At 68.7% G+C, this 18,996-nt stretch carries 18 protein-coding genes; 11 read left to right on the plus strand and 7 right to left on the minus strand.

The window, feature by feature from the left end:
• Nucleotides 1–9: 9 nt before the first annotated feature.
• Nucleotides 10–1,104: an S-(hydroxymethyl)mycothiol dehydrogenase gene (locus tag ACYVOK_RS21255; RefSeq protein ID WP_460664226.1), complete on the minus strand. Its 1,095-nt coding sequence runs from the start codon at nt 1,102–1,104 to the stop codon at nt 10–12.
• A gap of 152 nt (nt 1,105–1,256) precedes the next feature.
• On the opposite strand from ACYVOK_RS21255, the gene ACYVOK_RS21260 reads away from it, so the two are divergent.
• The 4 genes from ACYVOK_RS21260 to ACYVOK_RS21275 are packed head-to-tail and all read left to right on the plus strand — an operon-like array spanning nt 1,257 to nt 4,820.
• A complete protein-coding gene (locus ACYVOK_RS21260) occupies nt 1,257–2,138 on the plus strand; it encodes an ABC transporter ATP-binding protein (protein WP_460664227.1) in 882 nt (293 codons plus the stop codon).
• Nucleotides 2,135–2,944: an ABC transporter permease gene (locus ACYVOK_RS21265; protein WP_460664228.1), complete on the plus strand. Its 810-nt coding sequence runs from the start codon at nt 2,135–2,137 to the stop codon at nt 2,942–2,944. Before ACYVOK_RS21260 ends, ACYVOK_RS21265 begins: the two co-directional genes overlap by 4 nt.
• 26 nt (nt 2,945–2,970) lie before the next feature.
• The gene (locus ACYVOK_RS21270) at nt 2,971–4,179 is read left to right on the plus strand and encodes a sensor histidine kinase (RefSeq protein ID WP_460664229.1); all 1,209 of its coding nucleotides are present in this window, start codon (nt 2,971–2,973) and stop codon (nt 4,177–4,179) included.
• The gene (locus ACYVOK_RS21275) at nt 4,176–4,820 is read left to right on the plus strand and encodes a response regulator (protein WP_460664230.1); all 645 of its coding nucleotides are present in this window, start codon (nt 4,176–4,178) and stop codon (nt 4,818–4,820) included. The genes ACYVOK_RS21270 and ACYVOK_RS21275 overlap by 4 nt, the downstream gene beginning before the upstream one ends.
• 15 nt (nt 4,821–4,835) lie before the next feature.
• Here ACYVOK_RS21275 and ACYVOK_RS21280 read toward each other — a convergent pair whose 3' ends face one another.
• Nucleotides 4,836–5,669 (minus strand): isoprenyl transferase, encoded by an 834-nt coding sequence (locus ACYVOK_RS21280; protein WP_460664231.1) that lies wholly within the window; start codon nt 5,667–5,669, stop codon nt 4,836–4,838.
• Between the two features lie 136 nt (nt 5,670–5,805).
• Here ACYVOK_RS21280 and ACYVOK_RS21285 point away from each other — a divergent pair, with 136 nt between their 5' ends.
• The 4 genes from ACYVOK_RS21285 to ACYVOK_RS21300 all read left to right on the plus strand — a co-directional run bounded on the left by ACYVOK_RS21285 (nt 5,806) and on the right by ACYVOK_RS21300 (nt 8,614).
• On the plus strand, nt 5,806–6,414 hold the full coding sequence (locus ACYVOK_RS21285) for a hypothetical protein (protein WP_460664232.1): 609 nt from the start codon (nt 5,806–5,808) through the stop codon (nt 6,412–6,414).
• Between the two features lie 590 nt (nt 6,415–7,004).
• Nucleotides 7,005–7,412: a hypothetical protein gene (locus ACYVOK_RS21290; RefSeq protein WP_460664233.1), complete on the plus strand. Its 408-nt coding sequence runs from the start codon at nt 7,005–7,007 to the stop codon at nt 7,410–7,412.
• A 102-nt stretch (nt 7,413–7,514) separates the two neighbouring features.
• Nucleotides 7,515–7,874, plus strand: a complete 360-nt coding sequence (locus tag ACYVOK_RS21295; RefSeq protein WP_460664234.1) for a hypothetical protein — start codon at nt 7,515–7,517, stop codon at nt 7,872–7,874.
• Nucleotides 7,874–8,614 carry a PIN domain-containing protein gene (locus ACYVOK_RS21300; protein ID WP_460664235.1) on the plus strand — a complete coding sequence of 247 codons (741 nt, stop codon included), beginning with the start codon at nt 7,874–7,876 and terminating at the stop codon, nt 8,612–8,614. The genes ACYVOK_RS21295 and ACYVOK_RS21300 overlap by 1 nt, the downstream gene beginning before the upstream one ends.
• On the opposite strand, the gene recO is transcribed toward ACYVOK_RS21300, so the two are convergent.
• Genes recO through ACYVOK_RS21315 form a run of 3 tightly spaced genes read right to left on the minus strand, consistent with a single transcriptional unit; the run spans nt 8,597 to nt 11,190 of the window.
• Nucleotides 8,597–9,367 (minus strand): DNA repair protein RecO, encoded by a 771-nt coding sequence (gene recO / locus ACYVOK_RS21305; protein WP_460664236.1) that lies wholly within the window; start codon nt 9,365–9,367, stop codon nt 8,597–8,599. The genes ACYVOK_RS21300 and recO overlap by 18 nt on opposite strands.
• Before the next feature lie 12 nt (nt 9,368–9,379).
• On the minus strand, nt 9,380–10,204 hold the full coding sequence (locus ACYVOK_RS21310; RefSeq protein ID WP_460664237.1) for an SDR family oxidoreductase: 825 nt from the start codon (nt 10,202–10,204) through the stop codon (nt 9,380–9,382).
• Nucleotides 10,201–11,190, minus strand: coding sequence for an aldo/keto reductase (locus tag ACYVOK_RS21315; protein WP_460664238.1), 990 nt, complete (start codon nt 11,188–11,190; stop codon nt 10,201–10,203). The genes ACYVOK_RS21310 and ACYVOK_RS21315 overlap by 4 nt, the downstream gene beginning before the upstream one ends.
• A 164-nt stretch (nt 11,191–11,354) precedes the next feature.
• Between ACYVOK_RS21315 and ACYVOK_RS21320 the strand changes: the two genes are divergently transcribed.
• Genes ACYVOK_RS21320 through ACYVOK_RS21330 form a run of 3 tightly spaced genes read left to right on the plus strand, consistent with a single transcriptional unit; the run spans nt 11,355 to nt 15,936 of the window.
• On the plus strand, nt 11,355–14,459 hold the full coding sequence (locus ACYVOK_RS21320; protein ID WP_460664239.1) for an FtsX-like permease family protein: 3,105 nt from the start codon (nt 11,355–11,357) through the stop codon (nt 14,457–14,459).
• Nucleotides 14,456–15,292: an ABC transporter ATP-binding protein gene (locus ACYVOK_RS21325; protein ID WP_460664240.1), complete on the plus strand. Its 837-nt coding sequence runs from the start codon at nt 14,456–14,458 to the stop codon at nt 15,290–15,292. Before ACYVOK_RS21320 ends, ACYVOK_RS21325 begins: the two co-directional genes overlap by 4 nt.
• The gene (locus ACYVOK_RS21330; RefSeq protein WP_460664241.1) at nt 15,289–15,936 is read left to right on the plus strand and encodes an ATP-binding cassette domain-containing protein; all 648 of its coding nucleotides are present in this window, start codon (nt 15,289–15,291) and stop codon (nt 15,934–15,936) included. The genes ACYVOK_RS21325 and ACYVOK_RS21330 overlap by 4 nt, the downstream gene beginning before the upstream one ends.
• A gap of 215 nt (nt 15,937–16,151) precedes the next feature.
• Here ACYVOK_RS21330 and ACYVOK_RS21335 read toward each other — a convergent pair whose 3' ends face one another.
• Both ACYVOK_RS21335 and ACYVOK_RS21340 read right to left on the minus strand, forming a co-directional pair.
• Nucleotides 16,152–16,787 (minus strand): GNAT family N-acetyltransferase, encoded by a 636-nt coding sequence (locus ACYVOK_RS21335; RefSeq protein ID WP_460664242.1) that lies wholly within the window; start codon nt 16,785–16,787, stop codon nt 16,152–16,154.
• A gap of 350 nt (nt 16,788–17,137) precedes the next feature.
• Nucleotides 17,138–18,979, minus strand: a complete 1,842-nt coding sequence (locus ACYVOK_RS21340; protein ID WP_460664243.1) for an ABC transporter substrate-binding protein — start codon at nt 18,977–18,979, stop codon at nt 17,138–17,140.
• Nucleotides 18,980–18,996: the final 17 nt, after the last annotated feature.

Here is an 18,996-nt window from a genome sequence, read left to right on the forward strand (position 1 = left end):
TGCTCTGGGTCAGAACAGCACGACCGAGCGCAGGACGTCGCCGTGGTGCATCTTGGTGAACGCGGCCTCGACCTCGTCCAGGGCGATCGTCTCCGAGACGAACCGGTCCAGCGGCAGCCGGCCCTGGAGGTGCAGGTCGATCAGCATCGGGAAGTCGCGAGTCGGCAGGCAGTCGCCGTACCAACTGGACTTCAGCGAACCGCCGCGGCCGAAGAAGTCCAGCAACGGCATCTCCAGCGTCATGTCCGGCGTCGGTACGCCGACCAGGACGACGGTGCCGGCCAGGTCGCGGGCGTAGAACGCCTGCTTCCACGTCTCCGGCCGCCCGACCGCGTCGATCACCACGTCCGCGCCGAACCCGCCGGTCAACGCCTGGACCGCCTCGACCACACCGTCGTGATCGAGGTCCTTGGAGTTGATCGTGTGGGTCGCGCCGAGTTCCTGGGCCACCGCCAGTTTGCGGTCGTCGATGTCGATCGCGATGATCCGCGCGGCGCCGGCGAGCCGGGCTCCGACGACGGCCGCCGTACCGACGCCGCCACAACCGATCACGGCGACGGAGTCACCGCGGCCCACGTTGCCGGTGTTCAGTGCGGCGCCGAGGCCGGCCATCACGCCGCAGCCGAGCAGGCCGGCGACCTCGGGCTTGGCCGCCGGATCGACCTTCGTGCACTGACCGGCGGCGACCAGAGTCTTCTCGGCGAACGCCCCGATGCCGAGCGCGGGCGACAGTTCGGTGCCATCGGCAAGGGTCATCTTCTGCTCGGCGTTGTAGGTGCTGAAGCAGTACCAGGGGCGGCCGCGCAGGCAGGCGCGGCAGTTGCCGCAGACGGCCCGCCAGTTCAGTACGACGAAGTCGCCCGGCTCGACGTCGGTGACGCCTTGCCCCACGCTCTCCACGATCCCGGCCGCCTCGTGACCGAGCAGAAAAGGAAAGTCATCGGTGATGCCGCCGTCACGGTAATGCAGGTCGGTATGGCAGACACCGCACGCCTGCACCTTCACCACCGCTTCCCCCGGCCCGGGATCCGGCACCACGATCTCCTCGATCGACACCGGCCGACCCTTACCCGCCGCCACCACACCACGCACCGTCTGCCCCATCCCCCGACGCTAACCGCAACCACCCCCCACCGTCAGCCCTCCCCGCGCGCCGCAAACCCGGCCTGTGGTGGCCCCGTGTCCACCGGTTGGGGGACAGGGGGTCCGTCGGGCGGTGCTCCCGGAGGCGGGCGGGGGCGCGCGAGGGTTGGAGTATGGAGACAGATGAGGCTGTGAGGGTGCGGGGGCTGGTGAAGCGGTACCCGGGCAAGGTGGCTGTGGACGGGGTGGATCTGGACATCCATCGAGGTGAGGTGTTCGCGCTGCTCGGGCCGAACGGGGCCGGCAAGACGACGGCCGTGGAGATCCTGGAGGGGTATCGCCGCGCCGACGAGGGTGAGATCAGCGTGCTGGGGGTCGACCCGGCCCGCGGCGACCGGTACTGGCGGGCCCGGCTCGGCATCGTCGCCCAGACGTCCCGCGACGAGGCCGAGTTGTCCGTCGCGGAACTCGTCAACCACTTCGCCGGCTACTACCCGGCGCCGCGCGACCCCGACGAGGTGATCGCCGCGGTCGGCCTGTCGGAGAAGCGCAAGGCGCGGACCCGGAAGTTGTCCGGCGGCCAGCGGCGCCGCCTCGACGTCGCGCTCGGCGTGATCGGCAACCCGGAACTGCTGTTCCTGGACGAGCCGACCACCGGGTTCGACCCGGAGGCGCGCCGGCAGTTCTGGACCCTGATCGAGAACCTGCGCACCGCGGGCACCACGATCCTGCTCACCACCCACTATCTGGACGAGGCCGAGCACCTGGCCGACCGGGTCGGCGTGATCGCCGACGGCCGGATGGTCGAGGTCGCGACGCCGGACACGCTCGGCGGCCGCGGCGCCCGGACCGCGCGCGTCTCCTGGCTCGCCGAGGACGGGATGCGCGAGATCCGCACCGGCGAGCCGACCGCCGAGGTCGCCCGGCTGATGGCGCAGTACGGCGGCGCGGAAGTGCCCGAGTTGGAGGTACGGCGGCCGAGTCTCGAAGACATCTACCTGGAACTGATCGGGTCGGCCACGGCCGCTCCGGCACTGGAAGGAGCTGTGCCGTGAGCGTCGTCCTGCCGTCGCCGCTGAAGGTCGGGTTGTCGCGGACCGGGCTGGAGGTCAAGCAGTTCTTCCGGGAACGCGAGCAGCTGATCTTCACGTTCCTCTTCCCGATCATCTTCCTCGGCATCTTCTCCGCCGTGTTCAGCGGCACCGAGTTCGCCGACGGAGTCGACGCGGCCACCTACTTCACCCCGGGAATGATTGCCTCCGGCATCTTCTTGACCAGCTTCCAGTCGCTCGCCATCACGATCGCGATGGAGCGCGACGAGGAGCTGCTGAAGCGGTTGCGCGGTACGCCGATGTCACCGCAGTCGTACTTCATCGGCAAGATCGGGCTGGTCCTGGTCACCTCGATCCTGCAGTTCGCGCTGCTGCTCGCGATCGCCGGTCTGTTGCTCGGGGTCGACATCCCGAGCGAGCCGGTGAAGTGGCTGCACTTCCTGTGGATCTTCGTCCTCGGTACGGCGTCCGGCTCGGTGCTCGGGATCGCGTTCTCCGTCGTACCGAAGTCGGGCAAGGCCGCGTCCGCGGTGGTGACGCCGGTCGTCCTGCTGCTGCAGTTCATCTCCGGGGTGTACTTCGTCTACAGCAGCCTGCCGGCCTGGATGCGGTCGGTGGCGGAGATCTTCCCGCTGAAATGGCTCGCCCAGGGGATGCGGTCGGTGTTCCTGCCGGACGGGTTCGAGGTGAACGAGCCGGACGGATCGTGGCAGCTGGGCGTGGGCGCGGTCGTGCTGTCGGCGTGGCTGGTGGTCGGACTGGTCGTCGCGCAGCGCGTCTTCCGCTGGACCCGCCGTGACGCCGGCTGACTGTTCGACTAGGGGAAGATTGATCCGTGGAAGCCAGGAGTGTGCGCATCGACGAGCCGGTCTGGGTCCGGACCCTGATCGGCTGGCACGCCGTGTTCTGGGTGCTGCTGGGGATGACGCTCGTCGTCTCGTTCTCGGCCGACTTCGGCACGGCTCGCCGGATCGTCTACACGAGTTCGATCCTGGTGCTCGGGGCGGCGTACCAGTTCGTCGGGCGGCCCGCGATCACGTCGCGCCGGCGGCTTCCGTCGTACCTCTACCGGATCGTGCTGATCGGCTGCCTGATGGTGCTGGTCGGGCTGTTCCCGCAGTCGGTGTTCCTGATGTTCATCGCGTCGGCGCAGATCTGGCTGCTGAGCGACGACGTCCGCGAAGGCGCGGCGATGAGCCTGTTGCTGGTGATCGGGGTCGGCTCGGCGCAGTTGTGGAGTGCCGGCTGGGGCTGGGACGAGTTCTGGTCGATCCTGCCGTGGATGGCGGTCAGCCTGGTCGTGAGCCTGCTGTTCGGGATCTGGATCGAGCGGGTGATCACCCAGAGCGAGCAGCGGGCCGAACTCATCGCGCAACTGGAGTCCGCCCGCGACGAACTCGCCGAGGCGCACCACAGCGCCGGTGTGATGGCTGAGCGGGAGCGGATGGCGCGCGAGATCCACGACACCCTCGCGCAGGGCATGACCTCCATCGTGATGCTCGCCCAGGCGGCGGCGGTCGAGCTGCAACGCGGCGGAGTCGACGGCGCCGCGGCCCGGTTGGCGGCGATCGAGGACACGGCTCGGGAGAACCTGGCCGAGGCGCGGGCGTTGGTTGCCGCGTTCACTCCGGTGGCGTTGTCCGAGGCAACGTTGACCGAGGTGTTGCGCCGGCAGGCGGAGCGCTTCGCGGCCGAGACCGGCGTCGACGTACAGGTGTCGCTGGACCTGCCGGACGAGGAGGTCGCCGCGTTGCCCCAGGCGCAGCAGGTGGTGCTGTTGCGGTCCGCTCAAGAGGCGCTGGCGAACGTTCGGAAGCATGCGGCCGCCACGCAGGTGCAGATCACGCTAGGCCTCTCGGACGGCGGGGTGTGGATCGAGATCCGCGACGACGGAGCCGGGTTCACACCTGGTGCCGCGGCCGCCGGATTCGGGCTGGCCGCGATGCGGGGGCGGGTCGAGGAGTCGGGTGGTTCGGTGCAGGTGGAGAGCGCGCCGGGTCGCGGTACCCGGGTGCAGGTGCTGATTCCAGCGGAGGACGTGTGATTCGGGTACTCGTGGTCGACGACCATCCCGTCGTACGGTCGGGCCTGACCGGGATGCTCGCGGTGACCGACGACATCGAGGTGGTCGGCGAGGCCGGCGACGGCGCGGAGGCGCTCGCGCTGGTGGAGTCGACCGAGCCGGACGTCGTACTGATGGACCTGCGGATGCCGCGGATGGACGGCGTCGCGGCGACCGGGGCGATCGTGTCCGGGTATCCGTCGACCCGTGTCCTCGTGCTGACGACGTACGACACGGACACCGACATCCTGCACGCGGTCGAAGCCGGCGCCGCGGGCTACCTGCTGAAGGACACGCCGCACGCCGACCTGCTGGACGGCATCCGCGCAGCCGCCCGCGGCGAGACGGTCCTCGCGCCGCCGGTCGCCGCCCGGCTGATGTCGCGCCTGCGTACGCCGACCGCCCCGCCCGCCGCCCAGCCGTCACCCCGCGAACTCGAGGTGCTGGCCGGCGTCGCCCGCGGCCTCAGCAACGCGGAGATCGGCCGAGAACTCTTCATCGGCGAGGCGACCGTGAAAACCCACCTCCAACGCCTCTTCACCAAACTCGACGTCGACGACCGCACCCGAGCCGTCACCGTCGCCATCGAACGAGGCCTCCTCCCCAACCCCCGCACCCGTTAGCCGTGCCGGACCGGGCTACTGGGCGACCTCGTTGGGGACGGCGCCGCCGTAGCGACGGTCGCGCTGGGCGTAGATCTCGATCGCGCGCCACAGGTCGCGGCGGTCGAAGTCGGGCCAGAGCGTGTCGAGGAAGACCATCTCGGCGTACGCCAGCTGCCAGACCAGGAAGTTCGACGTACGCTGCTCGCCCGACGAGCGCACGAACAGGTCCACCGGCGGGATGTCCGGCGCGTACAGGTGCCGGGCGATCGTCTGCTCGGTGATCCGGTCCGGCTTGAGCTTGCCGGCGGCAACTTCCTGGGCGATCGACCGCATCGCGTCCGCGAGCTCGGCGCGACCACCGTAGTTCACGCAGAACTGCAGGGTGATGGTGTCGTTGTGCCTGGTGCGCTCCTGCGCGTACTCGAGTTCGTCGATCACGCTCTTCCACAACCGCGGCCGCCGCCCGGACCACACCACCCGCACACCCATCGCGTCCAACTCGTCGCGGCGCCGGTGGATCACCTCCCGGTTGAACCCCATCAGGAATCGCACCTCTTCGGGGGACCGGGCCCAGTTCTCGGTCGAGAACGCGTACGCCGAGATGTACTTGACGCCGATCTCGATGCCGCCCTTGATCACGTCGAGCAGCGACGCCTCCCCCGCCTTGTGACCCTCGGTCCGCGGCAGGCCCCGCTGCTTGGCCCACCGCCCGTTCCCGTCCATCACGATCGCCACGTGGCGCGGAATCAGCTCCGCCTGAATCCTCGGCGGCCGCGCCCCCGACGGATGAGGATCCGGCGGCACCACCACCTTCTCCCCACTCGGCTGCACCGACCCCCGACCCCGACGACGACCAATAGGCGACATACCCGCAGTCTCCCCCACCTCCCGACTGGGCGACCCGCCCACCCCTGCACATACCTGCAACCTGTGGATAACCCCGTTTTTGAACACCCTCCGTATGACACCCTTACACCAACCGCACTCAGAACGGAGCCCCTGCATGACCCGCCGACCGGCCCTCGGACCAGCCGCCGCAGCCCTCTGCGCCCTCCTGGCGCTCCCCGCCTGCCACCCCTCCCCCGAAGCCGGCCACCCCAACACCACCCCCACGTCGTCCATTGAGACGCCGCCACAGACGGCGTCCTCGACACCGGCGTGGAACGCCGAAGAGCAAGCCGCGGTCACCGCTGCCAAGGCGCGATATGTAGCAGCGAGAGCAGCTATAGACAAGGCCCTGAACGATCCGACGAAGTCAAGCCGCGCTCCGCTCGAAGCGGCAGGATTAGGCGGCAGTTGGATCATCGCGGCGATCGATGACGTTCGTTCACTTCGTCAGAACGGGTGGTACCGGTCGGGATCTGTCCAGATCCGCTCGCTGGATGCCCAGGCGGTCAATCTCGGTGTAGCGCAACCTGAGGTCATGTTGAAGTCGTGTATCGACTCGTCGGCGACGAAACTCCACTTCCAGAAAGACGACAAGATCGTTCCGGTTGGCCCCGGCACCGGCCGGCGAAACGCGTTTACTGCAAAGGTTGTGTACGCCGCGCGGACCGGAACCTCCACGAAGATGTGGTTCGTCATCGAAGAGAAGGCAATCGGAGCATGCTGAGGCTCGGGCGATCAGTGGCTACTGCTCTCTTCGTGGCGATAGCCGCCTGGGTGAGTCTGGTCGGTCTGGCAGTGGCGGGGCCGGTCATCCCGCCCAGGCCAGGTCCTGACTACACGCTGGTGTGCCTCAAAACGGAGCCAGTGTGCACTTGGATCCTGAAGTCGTACACAGGCGAAGAAGGCGACGAGGGCGAGAAGGGATCCCCGGCTCAATCAGCGAAGAAGGTGAAGCCGACGTGCCAGTTCGCGGGCGCCCCGCAGGCATGCACAGATGCCGAGCTCGGCAACTGGTCGAACGGTCAGCAGTGCTACCTCCGGCGAGAAGACCCGCAGCCTCCATTCACTGACCCGCGCTGGAAGGGGCACACGGACGGGAGTATCTGGGCATGTGTTCGGCAACAGGGATATGACGAGGGCGAGCATTTGGTGACCAGGTGGGTCTGGTTGCCCGGGGAGCCCGACACCGTGGTGGTTGATCCTGTGACCTTGGCTTACCGGGCTGTCGCGATGATGCGGTTGGCGCCGCCGTTGGTTCGGACGGCGCCGGGGGTTGGGCAGGTGGGGTTGGTGAATATGCCGGTTTGGTTGTGGGTGGAGAAGACTGAGAACACGTGGGGGCCGATCGAGCGCAGTGCGAGTGTGCCCGGGTTGTCGGTGACCGCTACAGCGCACGTCAAGGCTGTGAACTGGTCGATGGGAGACGGAAGTACGGTGCGGTGCGAGGGCGCGGGGACGCCGTACGACAAGACCGTCGGCATCAAGGACTCGCCCGACTGTGGGCATGGGTACAAGAAGTCGTCTCGGGAACTGGCGAAGTGTGTGTATCCGGTGACGGCGACCGCGCAGTGGGAGATCACCTGGCAGAGCACGCTGGGCGATACCGGTCAGCTCTCGATGACCCAGCAGGCGGCCACTCAGCTGCGCATCGGCGAAGCGGTTCCGGTGCTGGTCGATCCGGGAGACGCTGAACCCGCCTCCCCGGCCAAAGCGGCGTGCTGAGCGACGTCTCATAGGGTCGGAGCCATGGAGATACTACCGAGCCGGTCCGAGATCTTTCTGCTGTCGGAAGATGACAGACAACTGGTAGCAGAGGGTCCGGCGATGATTGGGCCGGATGGGACCAGGCACGACGTGCCGCCGAAAGTGTTCGAGGCCCTGCGCTTCGTCGAAGAAGCGATGCGTCAGGGCTACGCCGTGCAGGTCACCGCGCTCCGCCACGAGTTGCCCATCGACGAGGCTGCGGCCGCGATCGGGATGGGAAGCGACGACCTCCGCGCGTACGTGGCCGAGGGCGCAATCCCGTTCCGGTCCACGGAGTACGTCGACTGGGTGCGACTGGCCGACGTACTCCGCTTCGACCGCCGTCTGCGACAGCAGCGCCGGGAGGCTCTCGACGCCATGCTGAGCGAGTCGGACTACGACGACGACAACGACCGGCCGGAACCAAGCGGGCCCAGCTGATGCCAGAGCCGGTCCGACGGGCATTCCTGGACGCGAATGTCCTCCGTGGGCACCTGCAGACTGACGTCCTGCTGACGCTGGCAGACTTCGGTGCCTTCCACCCACGCTGGTCTGCCGAGGTGCTCGACGAGGTACGCCGGAATCGGCCCTCCCGCTTGCCGGAGGAAGCGATCGAGCGTCGGCTGACCCAAATGAACCTCGCCTTCCCGCAGGCCATGGTCACCGGGTACGAATACCTCGAGGCCGAGATGCACGCCGACGAGAAGGACAAACACGTGCTGGCCGCGGCTGTGCACTCGCGGTCGGCCATTCTGGTGACCGAGAACGTGAAGGATTTCACCGCCCCGACCAGCGGTCCGCACGCTATCCGCGTCGAGAGAACGTCCAGGTTCCTCAATCACCTTCTGGAGGACAACCCGCAGCGGGTGATCGCCGCGATGCGGGAGATGATTTCCCGCACCCGCCGCGAGCCGAACTCGATGTCCGCACTCATCGACAAGCTGGCATCCCGGCACGATCTCAGATCGTTCGCGCAGAACCTCAACTCGGTCGTGGCGCTGCGGCACCCCGGAACACACTCCGAGCCGGTAGGCGGACACAGGTCGACGTCGGCACGTTCAGTCGCGCTTGATGACGTGGCGCCACCCACGGGCGCCGCTCAGCCACCCACCGCTCCGCTCGATCCCCTCACGCCGTCGCGAAAGCACGAGGAGGACCGAGGCCTAGACCGTGAAGCCTGACGGCCTACCGGTGCCGTCGGCGGGGGTTAGGTCCAGGTGGGGGAGGGAGCGGAGTTGGTGGTCTTGGTGGTATGTGAAGAAGGCGGCTATGAGGCCGGTGGCTTCTCGGCGGGTTCTGGGGTCGGCTTGGAGGGCGGTGGGCCAGTCGCCGGTGAGGAGGGCTGCCAGGTGGGTGACGGTGGTGGGGGCGGGCATGGCTGAGGCCGGGGGGCGGCAGGTGGTGCAGACCATGCCGCCGGCGGCGGGGTTGAAGGCTCGGTGCGGGCCGGGTTCGCCGCAGCGGGCGCAGTCGGCGAACGACGGGGCGTAGCCGGAGATGGCCAGCGAGCGGAGGAGGAAGGAGTCGAGGACGAGGCCGGGTTCGCGTTCGCCGGTGGACAGGACGCGGAGGGCGCCGGCCAGCAGGAGGTGCTGCTGGGTGGCGGGTTCCTTCTCCTCGACGACGAGGCGGTCGGCGGTCTCGAGCAGGACCGTGCCGGTGGTGTAGCGGGCGTAGTCGTTGACGATGCCCTCGCCGTACGCCGCGATCGAGACGGCCTGGGTGACGACGTCGAGGGAGCGGCCGGTGGCGAGTTGCAGGTCGACGTGGCTGAACGGCTCGAGCCGGGCGCCGAAGCGGGACGATGTACGGCGGACGCCCTTCGCGACGGCGCGGATCTTGCCGTGGCCGCGGGTCAGCAGCGTGGCGATGCGGTCCGCCTCACCCAGTTTCTGGGTGCGCAGCACGATCGCCTCATCCCGGTAGAGCGGCACCCCACCAGTTTCTCATCCGCGGGCGACATACTCCTCGAAGCTGGTCGGGCGGCGGCCGGTGATGCTCTCGACGGCCGGCGAGACCGTGCTCAGTTCGCCGCTGGCGATGGCGGCGTACGACGTCACCCAGCCGGCGACCTGCCAGGACGGGGCGCCGTACGACTCGCGGGAGCGGTAGGCCTCGTCGAGGGTCTCCGGCTCGTAGCGGATGGGCCGGCCCCAGGCGGCGGAGAGTACGGCGGCCGCCTCGGCCAGGGTGAAGGCGACCGGACCGGTCAGGTCGTACGTCGCTCCGGAGTGGCCCGGGTCCACCAGAACCCGGGCCGCCACCGCCGCCACGTCGTCCCGGGCCACCGCCGAGACCCGGCCGTCGCCGGCCGGTCCGCGGATCACGTCGTCCTGACCGACGAGCTCGGCGACGAAGTCGAGGTAGATGTTGTCTCGCAGGAAGGTGAAATCGACGCCCAGGGACCGGATGTGCTCCTCGGTGTGCCAGTGGTCACGGGCGAACGTGAACGTCGCGTCCGGCGCCGCACCGAGGAACGACGTGTAGACGATCCGCCGGACACCGGCCGCCACCGCGGCGTCGACTGTTGCCTTGTGCAACGCAACCCGATCCGCGGATTCCGTTGCACTCAGCAACATCAAGGTCTCGGCCCGCTCGAGCACGGCGGCGAACTCCGGTTCGCCGTACGCCGCCTGCGCCACCTCGGCGCCCGGCAGCTGAGGAGCCCGCGCCGGATCCCGCACGATCAGCCGTTGTGGTACGCCGGAATTCGCCAGCAGGCGGGCGATCCGGGAACCGAGCCGACCGGTGGAGCCGGTGACGGCGATCACTTGCCCACCAGGTCCATTCCACTCTGGGTGTACCGCTGGCCGGACACCGCGTCCGGCGGGAACGCCTCGTCCAGCGCGGCCAGGTCCTCGGCGGTCAGCGAGACGTCCACGGCGCCGAGGTTCTCGGCCAGGTACTTGCGCCGCTTGGTGCCGGGGATCGGCGCCACGTCGTCGCCCTGGGCCAGCAGCCAGGCGAGCGCGAGCTGGCCGGGGGTGACACCCTTCGCCGCCGCCAGCTCCTTCACCTTCTCCACCAGGTCGAGGTTGCGCTGGAAGTTCTCCCCGCTGAACCGCGGCAGGCCGCGCCGCATGTCGTCCGGGGCGAAGTCGTCCGGCGACTTGAGCTGACCGGTCAGGAAGCCACGGCCGAGCGGGCTGAACGGGACGAACCCGATGCCGAGCTCCCGCAGGGTCGGCAGTACGACGGTCTCAGGGTCGCGAGTCCACAGCGACCACTCGCTCTGGACGGCGCTGATCGGGTGGACTGCGTGGGCGGCCCGGACCGTGTCGCCGTTGACCTCGGACAGGCCCAGGTACCGCACCTTGCCGGCCTGGACCATCTCGCCCATGGCGCCGACGGTTTCCTCGATCGGCACGTTCGGGTCGCGCCGGTGCAGATACCACAGGTCGACGTGGTCCACGCCGAGGCGGCGCAGCGAGGCGTCGATCGCCTGCCGGGCGTACTCCGGGCTGCCGTCGACCGTGCTCGGCGGCGCGGTGCTGCCCGCCGGCTTCTTGAAACCGAACTTGGTCGCCAGGACCACCTGGTCGCGGCGGCCGGCCAGGGCGCGGCCGACAAGTTCCTCGTTGTCGCCGTCGCCGTACACGTCGGCGGTGTCGATGAAGGTGCAGCCGGCGTCGATGGCGGCGTGCAGGGTGGCGATGGACTCGGCCTCGTCCGTCGTCACACCGTAGGACTGGGACATCCCCATGCAGCCGAGGCCGAGGCAGGAGACGTGCAGGTCACCGAGCTTCGATTCACGCATACCTCCGAACCTACCGTCGTCACTCGTTGCTGCGAGCAAGACCCTCCATCGGTCACGGTCAGTGATCGCAATGCGTAGCCAGACAACATTTCCGTATCAAGTCAACGTTGTAGACCTCATGCCCCGTCGCGTTCCGTATCTTCTACCGGGGCAGAGGGGGTTGGATGTTCTTACGAAAGGCCCTGCGGTACCGCTGGTCACAGGCGCTGGTGCTGGCGGGGGTCAGCCTGCTGATCGGGACCTGCGCGGTGTTCGCGCCGTGGTTCGCCCGCGCCGTCGAGCAGACCGTGATGACCGAGGCGCTGTCCGGCCAGAAGCTGACGGCGGCCTGGCAGCTCGAGTCGCGCGCCCCGGTCCGTTCCCGCGGCCCTGGGCAGGCCGACAGCCCGGAGGCGCTCGACCAGCTGATCCCGGCCGACGTCAAGCCGCTGTTCACCCCGCCGGTGCACGGCATGTACTCGAACGTCGGCTGGCGCCGGACCGGCGGTGCCGACTCCACCGCGCCGCGCGGACGGCTGACCTGGCGAGACGACTACTGCGCGCAGCTCGTGCTGGTCGAGGGCCGCTGCCCGCAGGGCCCCAACGAGGTGGCGGCGTCGACCGCGGACATGGAGACGTGGGAGTTCTCGCTCGGCACCACCCTCACCGCGGTGCCGTCAGACAACGTCGGCGATGGCGGCGGCAAGCTCACGATCGTCGGTCTCTACCGGCCGAAGGAGCCGCGCGCCGACTACTGGTTCGGCCAGTACCCGACCGGCCACTCGCGGATCCCGGGTGCGAAGGACCCGGGCTCGTCGGACTACCTCTTCACCGACCGTACGACGTTCGCGCAGAGCGACTGGGCTCCGCGGCTGACCGCCGACACCCGCCCGATTCCCGGAGTCGCGCGGATCACGGACCTCGACCGGCTGCACCAGGCGACGACCACCGTCAACGGGAACGCCGCGGAACGGGGACTGTTCGCCGAGAACACCTCCGGCCTCGCCTCCGTCGTCGAGCGCGTCCAGCGGGAGCGCGACCAGGCGACCACGATCATCCCGTTGGTGATGGTGCAGGTCGCGCTGTTCGGAGCGGTCGTCCTGGCGCTGGCACTGGCCGCTGTGGTCGACCAGCGGCGACCGGAGATCGCTCTGGCTCGTCTGCGTGGGTCGAGCGCACGCCGTACCGCACGATCGTTGTCGCTCGAGCTGGGCCTGCCGGTGCTGACAGGAACGCTTGCCGGCGGGCTGGCAGGGTTCGGACTCCTCCTGATCGTCCGAGCGACCTGGCTGCGCAACGGCTCTCCGATCGAGCTGCCGTGGACAGTACCGGCTGCATTGGTCGTCGCGGTGGTCGTTGCGCTGATCGTCGTACAGCTGCAGGTCCGAGGCGTCGTACGGCAGCCGATCTCCAGCCTGCTGCGGCGGGTCGTGCCGCGTCGGCGCCGGACTCTGGGCGTGGTGGACCTGTGCATCATCGTGTTCGCAGTGGCTGGACTCATCGCAACGCTGACTGGCGCCGGCCGCGGTCCACTGCCCGTTCTCACACCGGTTCTGCTCGCACTGGCCGCCGGATTGACGTTCGCACACCTCCTGCTGCCCACTGCGGGACTGATCAGCCGTCAGGCTGCCCGGCGTGGGCAACTCGGTCTCGCACTCGGAGCACTGCAGGTCTCCCGCCGGCCGGCCGTGACCCGCATCGTGGCTGCTGTGGCCGTTGCTGCCGCCCTGGTTACGTTCGCCGGGCAGGCCGCCTCGGCAGGCGAGCACAACCGCGAGAACCGAGCCGGCTACGAGACGGGCGCCGAGGCGGTACTGCGAATGAACGCCTTGTACCTCAGTGAGTTCACCCAGGCGGTCGACCAGATCGACCCGGACCGGCGTTGGCTGACGCCGGTGGTGATCTCGAGACCGCTGTCGCCGGACGCGCTGAAGTCGATGATGATCGAGCCGGACAGCTTCCGCCGGATCGCGTACCGCGGCGACCTGCTGACCAACGCCGAGGGCTGGCAATCGCTGAAAGCGCCGACGGGCCTGAAGCCGATCGAGTTCCGCAGCTCGCAGCTGACCGTGACCGCCTCGACCGGCCGGATGCAGCAGGTCTCGGCGGAGAGCACGAACGGCGAGGTCCCCGCGACAGCGCCGCCGAAGTCGGTCATCCTGCGGGCGAACGTCGTCAGCCTCCGCAACGGCGGCCGGTTCCTGGTCAGCTTCCCGCCGATGCCGCTGTCCCCCGGCAAGTCGTTCGAGCTGAAGGCCCCGGTGGACTGCCTCGGCGGCTGTCAGCTGCTGCAGCTCGGCATCGGCCGGGAGCCGCTCGACCAGGCCGGTGTCGAGGGCGACGTGGTGATCAGCAAGATCTCCAGCCCCGACCGTCCGTCGATGGCAATCGGTACGGCGGCCGACTGGCAGCCGGTCCGCCAGGCCGGTTCGGACCAGGGCTCGATCGCGGCCAAGCCGGGCGGTGTGCTGACGATCGCAGTCCGGAGCCTCGGCAACGACCAGCTCCTGCAGTACGCGACGGTGCCCACGGTCGTTCCGGCTCTCGTCACCCCGGAGTTCCCGTACGACGAGGCGACGACGAGCCCCGCGATCGACGGGACGCCGATGCCGCTAGCCAAGCTCAACCAGCTGCTCGGCCCGGTGAACCGCTACCCGGACCGCACCGCGGTGGTCGATCTGGAGACGGTACGGCGGCTGGCCGGCACCGTCGACGAGTCCGCGACAAACTACGAGATCTGGCTGAACGCGGACGGCCTGGCGAACGTCGACACGATCATGGCCCAGCTGAGCAAGGCCGGTTTCGCGGCCGAGCTCGTCGACCGGAGGGTCGACCGGATCGCGTCGTACGGGCGGTCCGCGAGTGCACTGGCGTTGCAGCTGACTCCCGTGGTCGGGATCGTGGGCTGGGCGCTGGCGATCGTCGTACTGCTGCTGACTGTGGTGACGTCGTGGCGGTCGCGGGCGCAGGATTACGCGAGTCTGCGGATCACCGGCGTACCTGCCACCACCACTGGGCGTGCTGCGAGGTGGGAGCAGACTGGCCCGGTGGCACTCGCCGTACTGCTGGGGACGGTGTGTGGGGTGGTCGGCGCGCAGGTGGCGTTGCCCCTGATCCCACTGTTCGCAGATCCGGGTGGACCGATCCCACTGGAGCTCGACACGAGCTGGACCGTCGTACTGGTGCTGTGGCTGGCTGGAACGGCTGTGCTGGCTGCTGCGACATTGCTGCTCGGCAGTGGGGTCAACAGACGCGCCGGCTACAGCCGGATCCGTGAGGAGCTGACATGAGCGGCTTGGCGATCAGTACGACGGGACTGGTGCACATCTACCGTGCACACGGCCATGACGTCGCCGCGCTGTCCGGCATCGGTATCACCGTGCGGCCTGGTGAACTCGTGGGGCTTCTCGGCCCTTCCGGCGCCGGCAAGTCGACACTGCTGCAGCTGTGCGGCGGCCTGCTGACGCCGAGCGCCGGCCGGTTGCAGATCGGTGAGCACAACATCGCGACGATGACCGAGGCCGAGCTGGACCGGATGCGCGCCGGTGACGTCGGCATCGTCCTGCAGGGCGCGGGACGCAACCTGATCCCCTACCTGACGCCGTCCGACAACATCCGCTACGCCCAACGCGCCGCACCGCGTGACCGCGAGCTGCCGAAGCCGGACGACGTACTCGAGTTGGTTGGACTCCGGAACCACGCCAGTACGCCGTTGACGTCTCTGACACCCGGTCAGATCCAGCTGTGTGCGGTCGCGGTGGGGATCGCGACCTTCCCCGGGCTGCTGCTCGCGGACGAGCCGACCAGCCAGCTGGACCATCAGGCTCGCGACGAGGTGCTGGCGGCGATCCGGACGATCAACGCGGAGACCGGGATGACGGTGCTGCTGATCACGCACGACCCGGAGGTCGCGGCGACGTTGCCGCGGACCATCACGATCCGGGACGGTCGGATCGCGTCGGAGGGCCGGTCCGGTGAAGAGTACGCCGTGGTCGCGACCGACGGGTCGTTGCCGCTGCCGCCGCATGTGGCTGAGCTGCTGCCGGCCGGCACGCTGGTCCAGGTGACGACGGAGGACGGCGAGATCCGCCTGACGCCGGTGGAACAGGAGGGACCGCGGTGATCAGGGTCAGCGGTGTGACGGTCGCGTACGGCGATCTGGTCGCGGTGGCGGACGTGTCGTTCGAGGTGCCGCCCGGGTTCGTGCTCGCGGTCAGCGGACCGTCCGGCGCGGGGAAGAGTTCGTTGCTGTGGGCAATCGCCGGCGCGGTGCCGGTGAAGTCCGGGCAGGTCGAGGTGGACGGTCTGGTGATCACGGACCGGCCGTCGGCGGCGGCGCACGGCGTCGTACTGATTCCTCAGGGGAACGGGCTGGCACGGGTGCTGACCGCGCGGGAGAACCTGTCGATGCCGCTCCTGGCGGATCGCAAGCCCTCCGACGAGGTCGACCGGGTGATCGAGGAGGCGCTGACCGCGGTCGGTCTGCTCGAGAGCGGTGAGCATCTCGTCGAGGAACTGTCCGGTGGTGAGCAGCAGCGGGTCGCGGTCGCCCGTGGGATCGCCCAGCAGGGCAAGGTGATCCTGGCCGACGAGTCGACGAGTGAGCTCGACAGCACCAACCGCGAACGCGTCCTCGACCTGCTGCGAACCCAGGCCGACCGTGGCGTGGCCGTCGTCATCGCCACCCACGACCCGAACGTCGCCGACTCCGCCGACGGCCACGCCCACATGGACGAAGGCCACCTGACCTGGGTCCGGCGTCTCTGACCTCGTCAGACACGCCGTCGTGGTCTACGGGGGTTCACAGGCCGAGGGGGGTTGGGGTGGTGGGTGGGCCGGCGTGGAGGAGGGATCGGATCAGGGTGGGGAGGGCCCGGGGGCGAAGCGGGCGTCGGAGCTGAGGAGTTCGTCGAGGGTCCACCAGCGGTGGCCGTGGACGTTTTCGGCGCGGAGTTCGGCTTCGGCGAGGGTGGCGCCGACGGTCAAGGGGTCGGTGCGGACCAGGAAGTAGTCGTTGACGACGCCGTCCTACCCGGTTGCGTTGCCCTCGGCAACGATAACTCGAGCTCGCGATGCTCCTCGACCGGGTGGAAACCGAAGCGGGCGTTGACCTTCTGCATCGGGCCGTTCGACTTGGCGGTCCACGTGTGCAGGTGGCGCTGGTTCGTCCGGTGCTTCGCCAACTGGTCCAGGTTGGCCAGCTTCAGGTGGGTGCCCAGGTTGTGTCCGCGGTGCTCCCGCAGTACCAAGGTGTCGTCCTGCTGGGCGTGCGAGTCGTCGGCACGAGGCAGGTACATCAGCGTGTATCCCGCCGGCTCCCCCGACAACGTGTGCGCCATGGTGACGAGCGCAAGGTAGTTCCGGTCGATCCGCTGCTCACTCGCCTGCAGCTTCTCCACCGTCCACGGCACGATTTCGCGGGTCATCCCGCCCGTCGGCACGTCCCGATCCATGGCCGTGTGCAGATCGGCGTACGCCTGCTGGTGTTCCGGCGGGCACACACCGGCCCACGACGTCAGCCGATACCCGTCCAGCACGCCGGCCGACCGCCGCAGTTCGTCGAGCAGCACTTCGTCGTACGGCAGCGGTACGACGAGATGGTCCTCGACATGCTCCACGGTGAACCCGAGCTTCGCCGGTCAGCCGGTACTCGAACAGCATCGCGCCGACCACCCGGTCGTCCTCGAAGGCCCCGACCGCGAGCCGCCGCTTCAACCGGCCGGGGTTGCGCAGTGAGTAGCCGAGGGTCTCCCGGCCGACCACGAGCGCGGCCTCGCGGCCGGCGACCACACCGGCCCGCAGGGCGTCGTACCACTCGTCGAACAGGGCCAGATCGGCCGGATCGATCTCCCGAACACTGATCACCCCGCCGAGCCAACCAGGTCCGCGGTTCACCCACCACCGAATTCCGGCCGGCCGACGGGCGGACGGAGGCCCGTCCGGATACGGACCTCCGTCCGCGATCGGCTCAGGCCGGCGCGACCTTGCCCTGGTACATGCCCATGATCACGAAGTTGTCGGCGTACGGCGCGTTCCTCAGGATCGGGTCGTCGTCGGCCGGGAACTTGGCGACCCGCGTCCCCTCCAGCGCCGGGTTGTTACCGTAGCGCTCCCACAGCGGGATGATCGGCAGCAGCTCGTTGAACGCCAGCGCCGCGGCGGTGATGTTCTTCTTCTGCTCGTCGACGTTCAGGCCCTGGGCGGACTTGTCCACCACCGACTTGAGGTCGATCGGACCGGCGGACGTGGTCTGCTTGAGCGGGAAGTTCATGCCCTTGCCGCCCGAGTTCGCCGCGATCACGTAGTTGAACGTGTACAGGTCCTGGACGAACGCGAAGTACGGGTGCGGGTGGTTCGAGGCACCCCAGCCCTGGATCGCGATGTCGAACTTGCCGGCCAGGACATCGGGGTTGAGCTGGGTGAAGGTGATGCCCCGCTTGGTGATGTTGAACCCGAACTTGTTCAGCTGGTCGGCCGCGTTGGTGGCGGCCGGGTTCCAGTCGGCGAACTCGGTCGGGAACTTGATGTCGTACGCCGCCGGCTTGCCGGACGGCAGCGTCCACTTGTCGCCGGACTTCTTCCAGCCGGCCTGCTGCAGCAGCTGGGTCGCCTTGTCGGCGTCCTTCTCGTAGGCGTTCAGCTTCTTCTGGTCCGCGTCGGAGATCCAGTCCGGTACCAGGATGTCGGAGAAGCCGGCCATGAACTTGCAGGCCTTGCCCGAGTCGCCGAGCGCGACGGTGCCGTTCTCGTTGCGGTCGAGGATGTAGGCGATCGCCTGCCGCACCCGGACGTCGGCCAGCTCCGGATGGGTGGTGTAGTTGAACACCAGCGACGGTCCCGAGTACACCGGCGGGCGGAGGATCCGGAAGCCGTTGGACTGGAAGGTCTTCTCGCTGGCCACCGCGAAGCCGTGGGTGGCGTAGTCGACGTCCTTGTTCATCACGGTCGGCGTGATGTCCGAGGTCTCGCCGTTGTACAGGACGACCTTGGTGAAGCCGATCTTGTCGGCGAACAGGCCCTTGTCGTTCTTGACCAGCGTCATCTGGGAGTTGGTCATGCTCTTCGGGTCGTAGTTGAACGGACCCGAGACGACCGGGTTCTCCGGGCGGAACTTCTGGAAGTCGCCGTTCAGCTGCTTGCCCTGCGGGCTGTCCAGGCTGGTGTTCGCCTTCCGCAGCGCCTCGGCCTTCGTGGCCCACTCGCCGTACACCGAGCTCGGCAGGATCGGCGCCCGGAGGATGTAGCGCTCGAGCACCGTGGACGGCGTGCCGATCGTGAACAGGACCGTGGTGTCGTCCTGCGCCTTGACGTCGGACAGGAACGTCCACGACTGCTGGCGCATCAGCCAGTGCAGGTTGAACGTCGACACGACGTCCTTCGCGGTCACCGGCGAGCCGTCACTCCAGGTCAGGCCGGACCGGAGCTTCATCGTGTAGGTACTGGCAGCCTCGTCCAGCGAACTGGACTCGGCCATCATGTACTCCCACTTCTTGTCCGCCCAGTAGTACATGCCGCCGCTCGGGTAGATCAGGTCGAGGTACGGGCTCTGCTGCTGGATACCGTCGGTGACACCGGCGGCCAGGTTGAAGTGCCCCTTGGGCGGCAGCTGGTAGGGGTACGCGCCGTGGAACTCCTTGTTGCCGGCGGCGTCGCCGCCCTCGTTGGTCGGCTGGCTCGGCGAACACGCCACCAACGATCCGGCGCCGGCGACGCCGACCCCTGCCAGGCCGAACAGCTGGAGAACCTGCCGGCGGGAGACCTCGTTGGTCTCGGGACTTGCGCCGGACTCGTTGTTGCCGTTGGGACTCATTGCATGTCCTTTCCTGA

The sequence above is a fragment of the Kribbella swartbergensis genome (genome assembly GCF_054784135.1).

Bases quoted from the DNA above. Each gene is read 5' to 3' on its own strand.
- ACYVOK_RS21320 (WP_460664239.1), top strand. From the start codon at position 11,355: ATGTTCTTACGAAAGGCCCTGCGGTACCGCTGGTCACAGGCGCTGGTG.
- ACYVOK_RS21300 (WP_460664235.1), top strand. From the start codon at position 7,874: ATGCCAGAGCCGGTCCGACGGGCATTCCTGGACGCGAATGTCCTCCGT.
- ACYVOK_RS21280 (WP_460664231.1), bottom strand. From the start codon at position 5,669: ATGTCGCCTATTGGTCGTCGTCGGGGTCGGGGGTCGGTGCAGCCGAGT.
- ACYVOK_RS21340 (WP_460664243.1), bottom strand. From the start codon at position 18,979: ATGAGTCCCAACGGCAACAACGAGTCCGGCGCAAGTCCCGAGACCAAC.
- ACYVOK_RS21255 (WP_460664226.1), bottom strand. From the start codon at position 1,104: ATGGGGCAGACGGTGCGTGGTGTGGTGGCGGCGGGTAAGGGTCGGCCG.
- ACYVOK_RS21295 (WP_460664234.1), top strand. From the start codon at position 7,515: ATGATTGGGCCGGATGGGACCAGGCACGACGTGCCGCCGAAAGTGTTC.
- ACYVOK_RS21315 (WP_460664238.1), bottom strand. From the start codon at position 11,190: ATGCGTGAATCGAAGCTCGGTGACCTGCACGTCTCCTGCCTCGGCCTC.
- ACYVOK_RS21325 (WP_460664240.1), top strand. From the start codon at position 14,456: ATGAGCGGCTTGGCGATCAGTACGACGGGACTGGTGCACATCTACCGT.
- ACYVOK_RS21285 (WP_460664232.1), top strand. From the start codon at position 5,806: ATGACCCGCCGACCGGCCCTCGGACCAGCCGCCGCAGCCCTCTGCGCC.
- ACYVOK_RS21260 (WP_460664227.1), top strand. From the start codon at position 1,257: ATGGAGACAGATGAGGCTGTGAGGGTGCGGGGGCTGGTGAAGCGGTAC.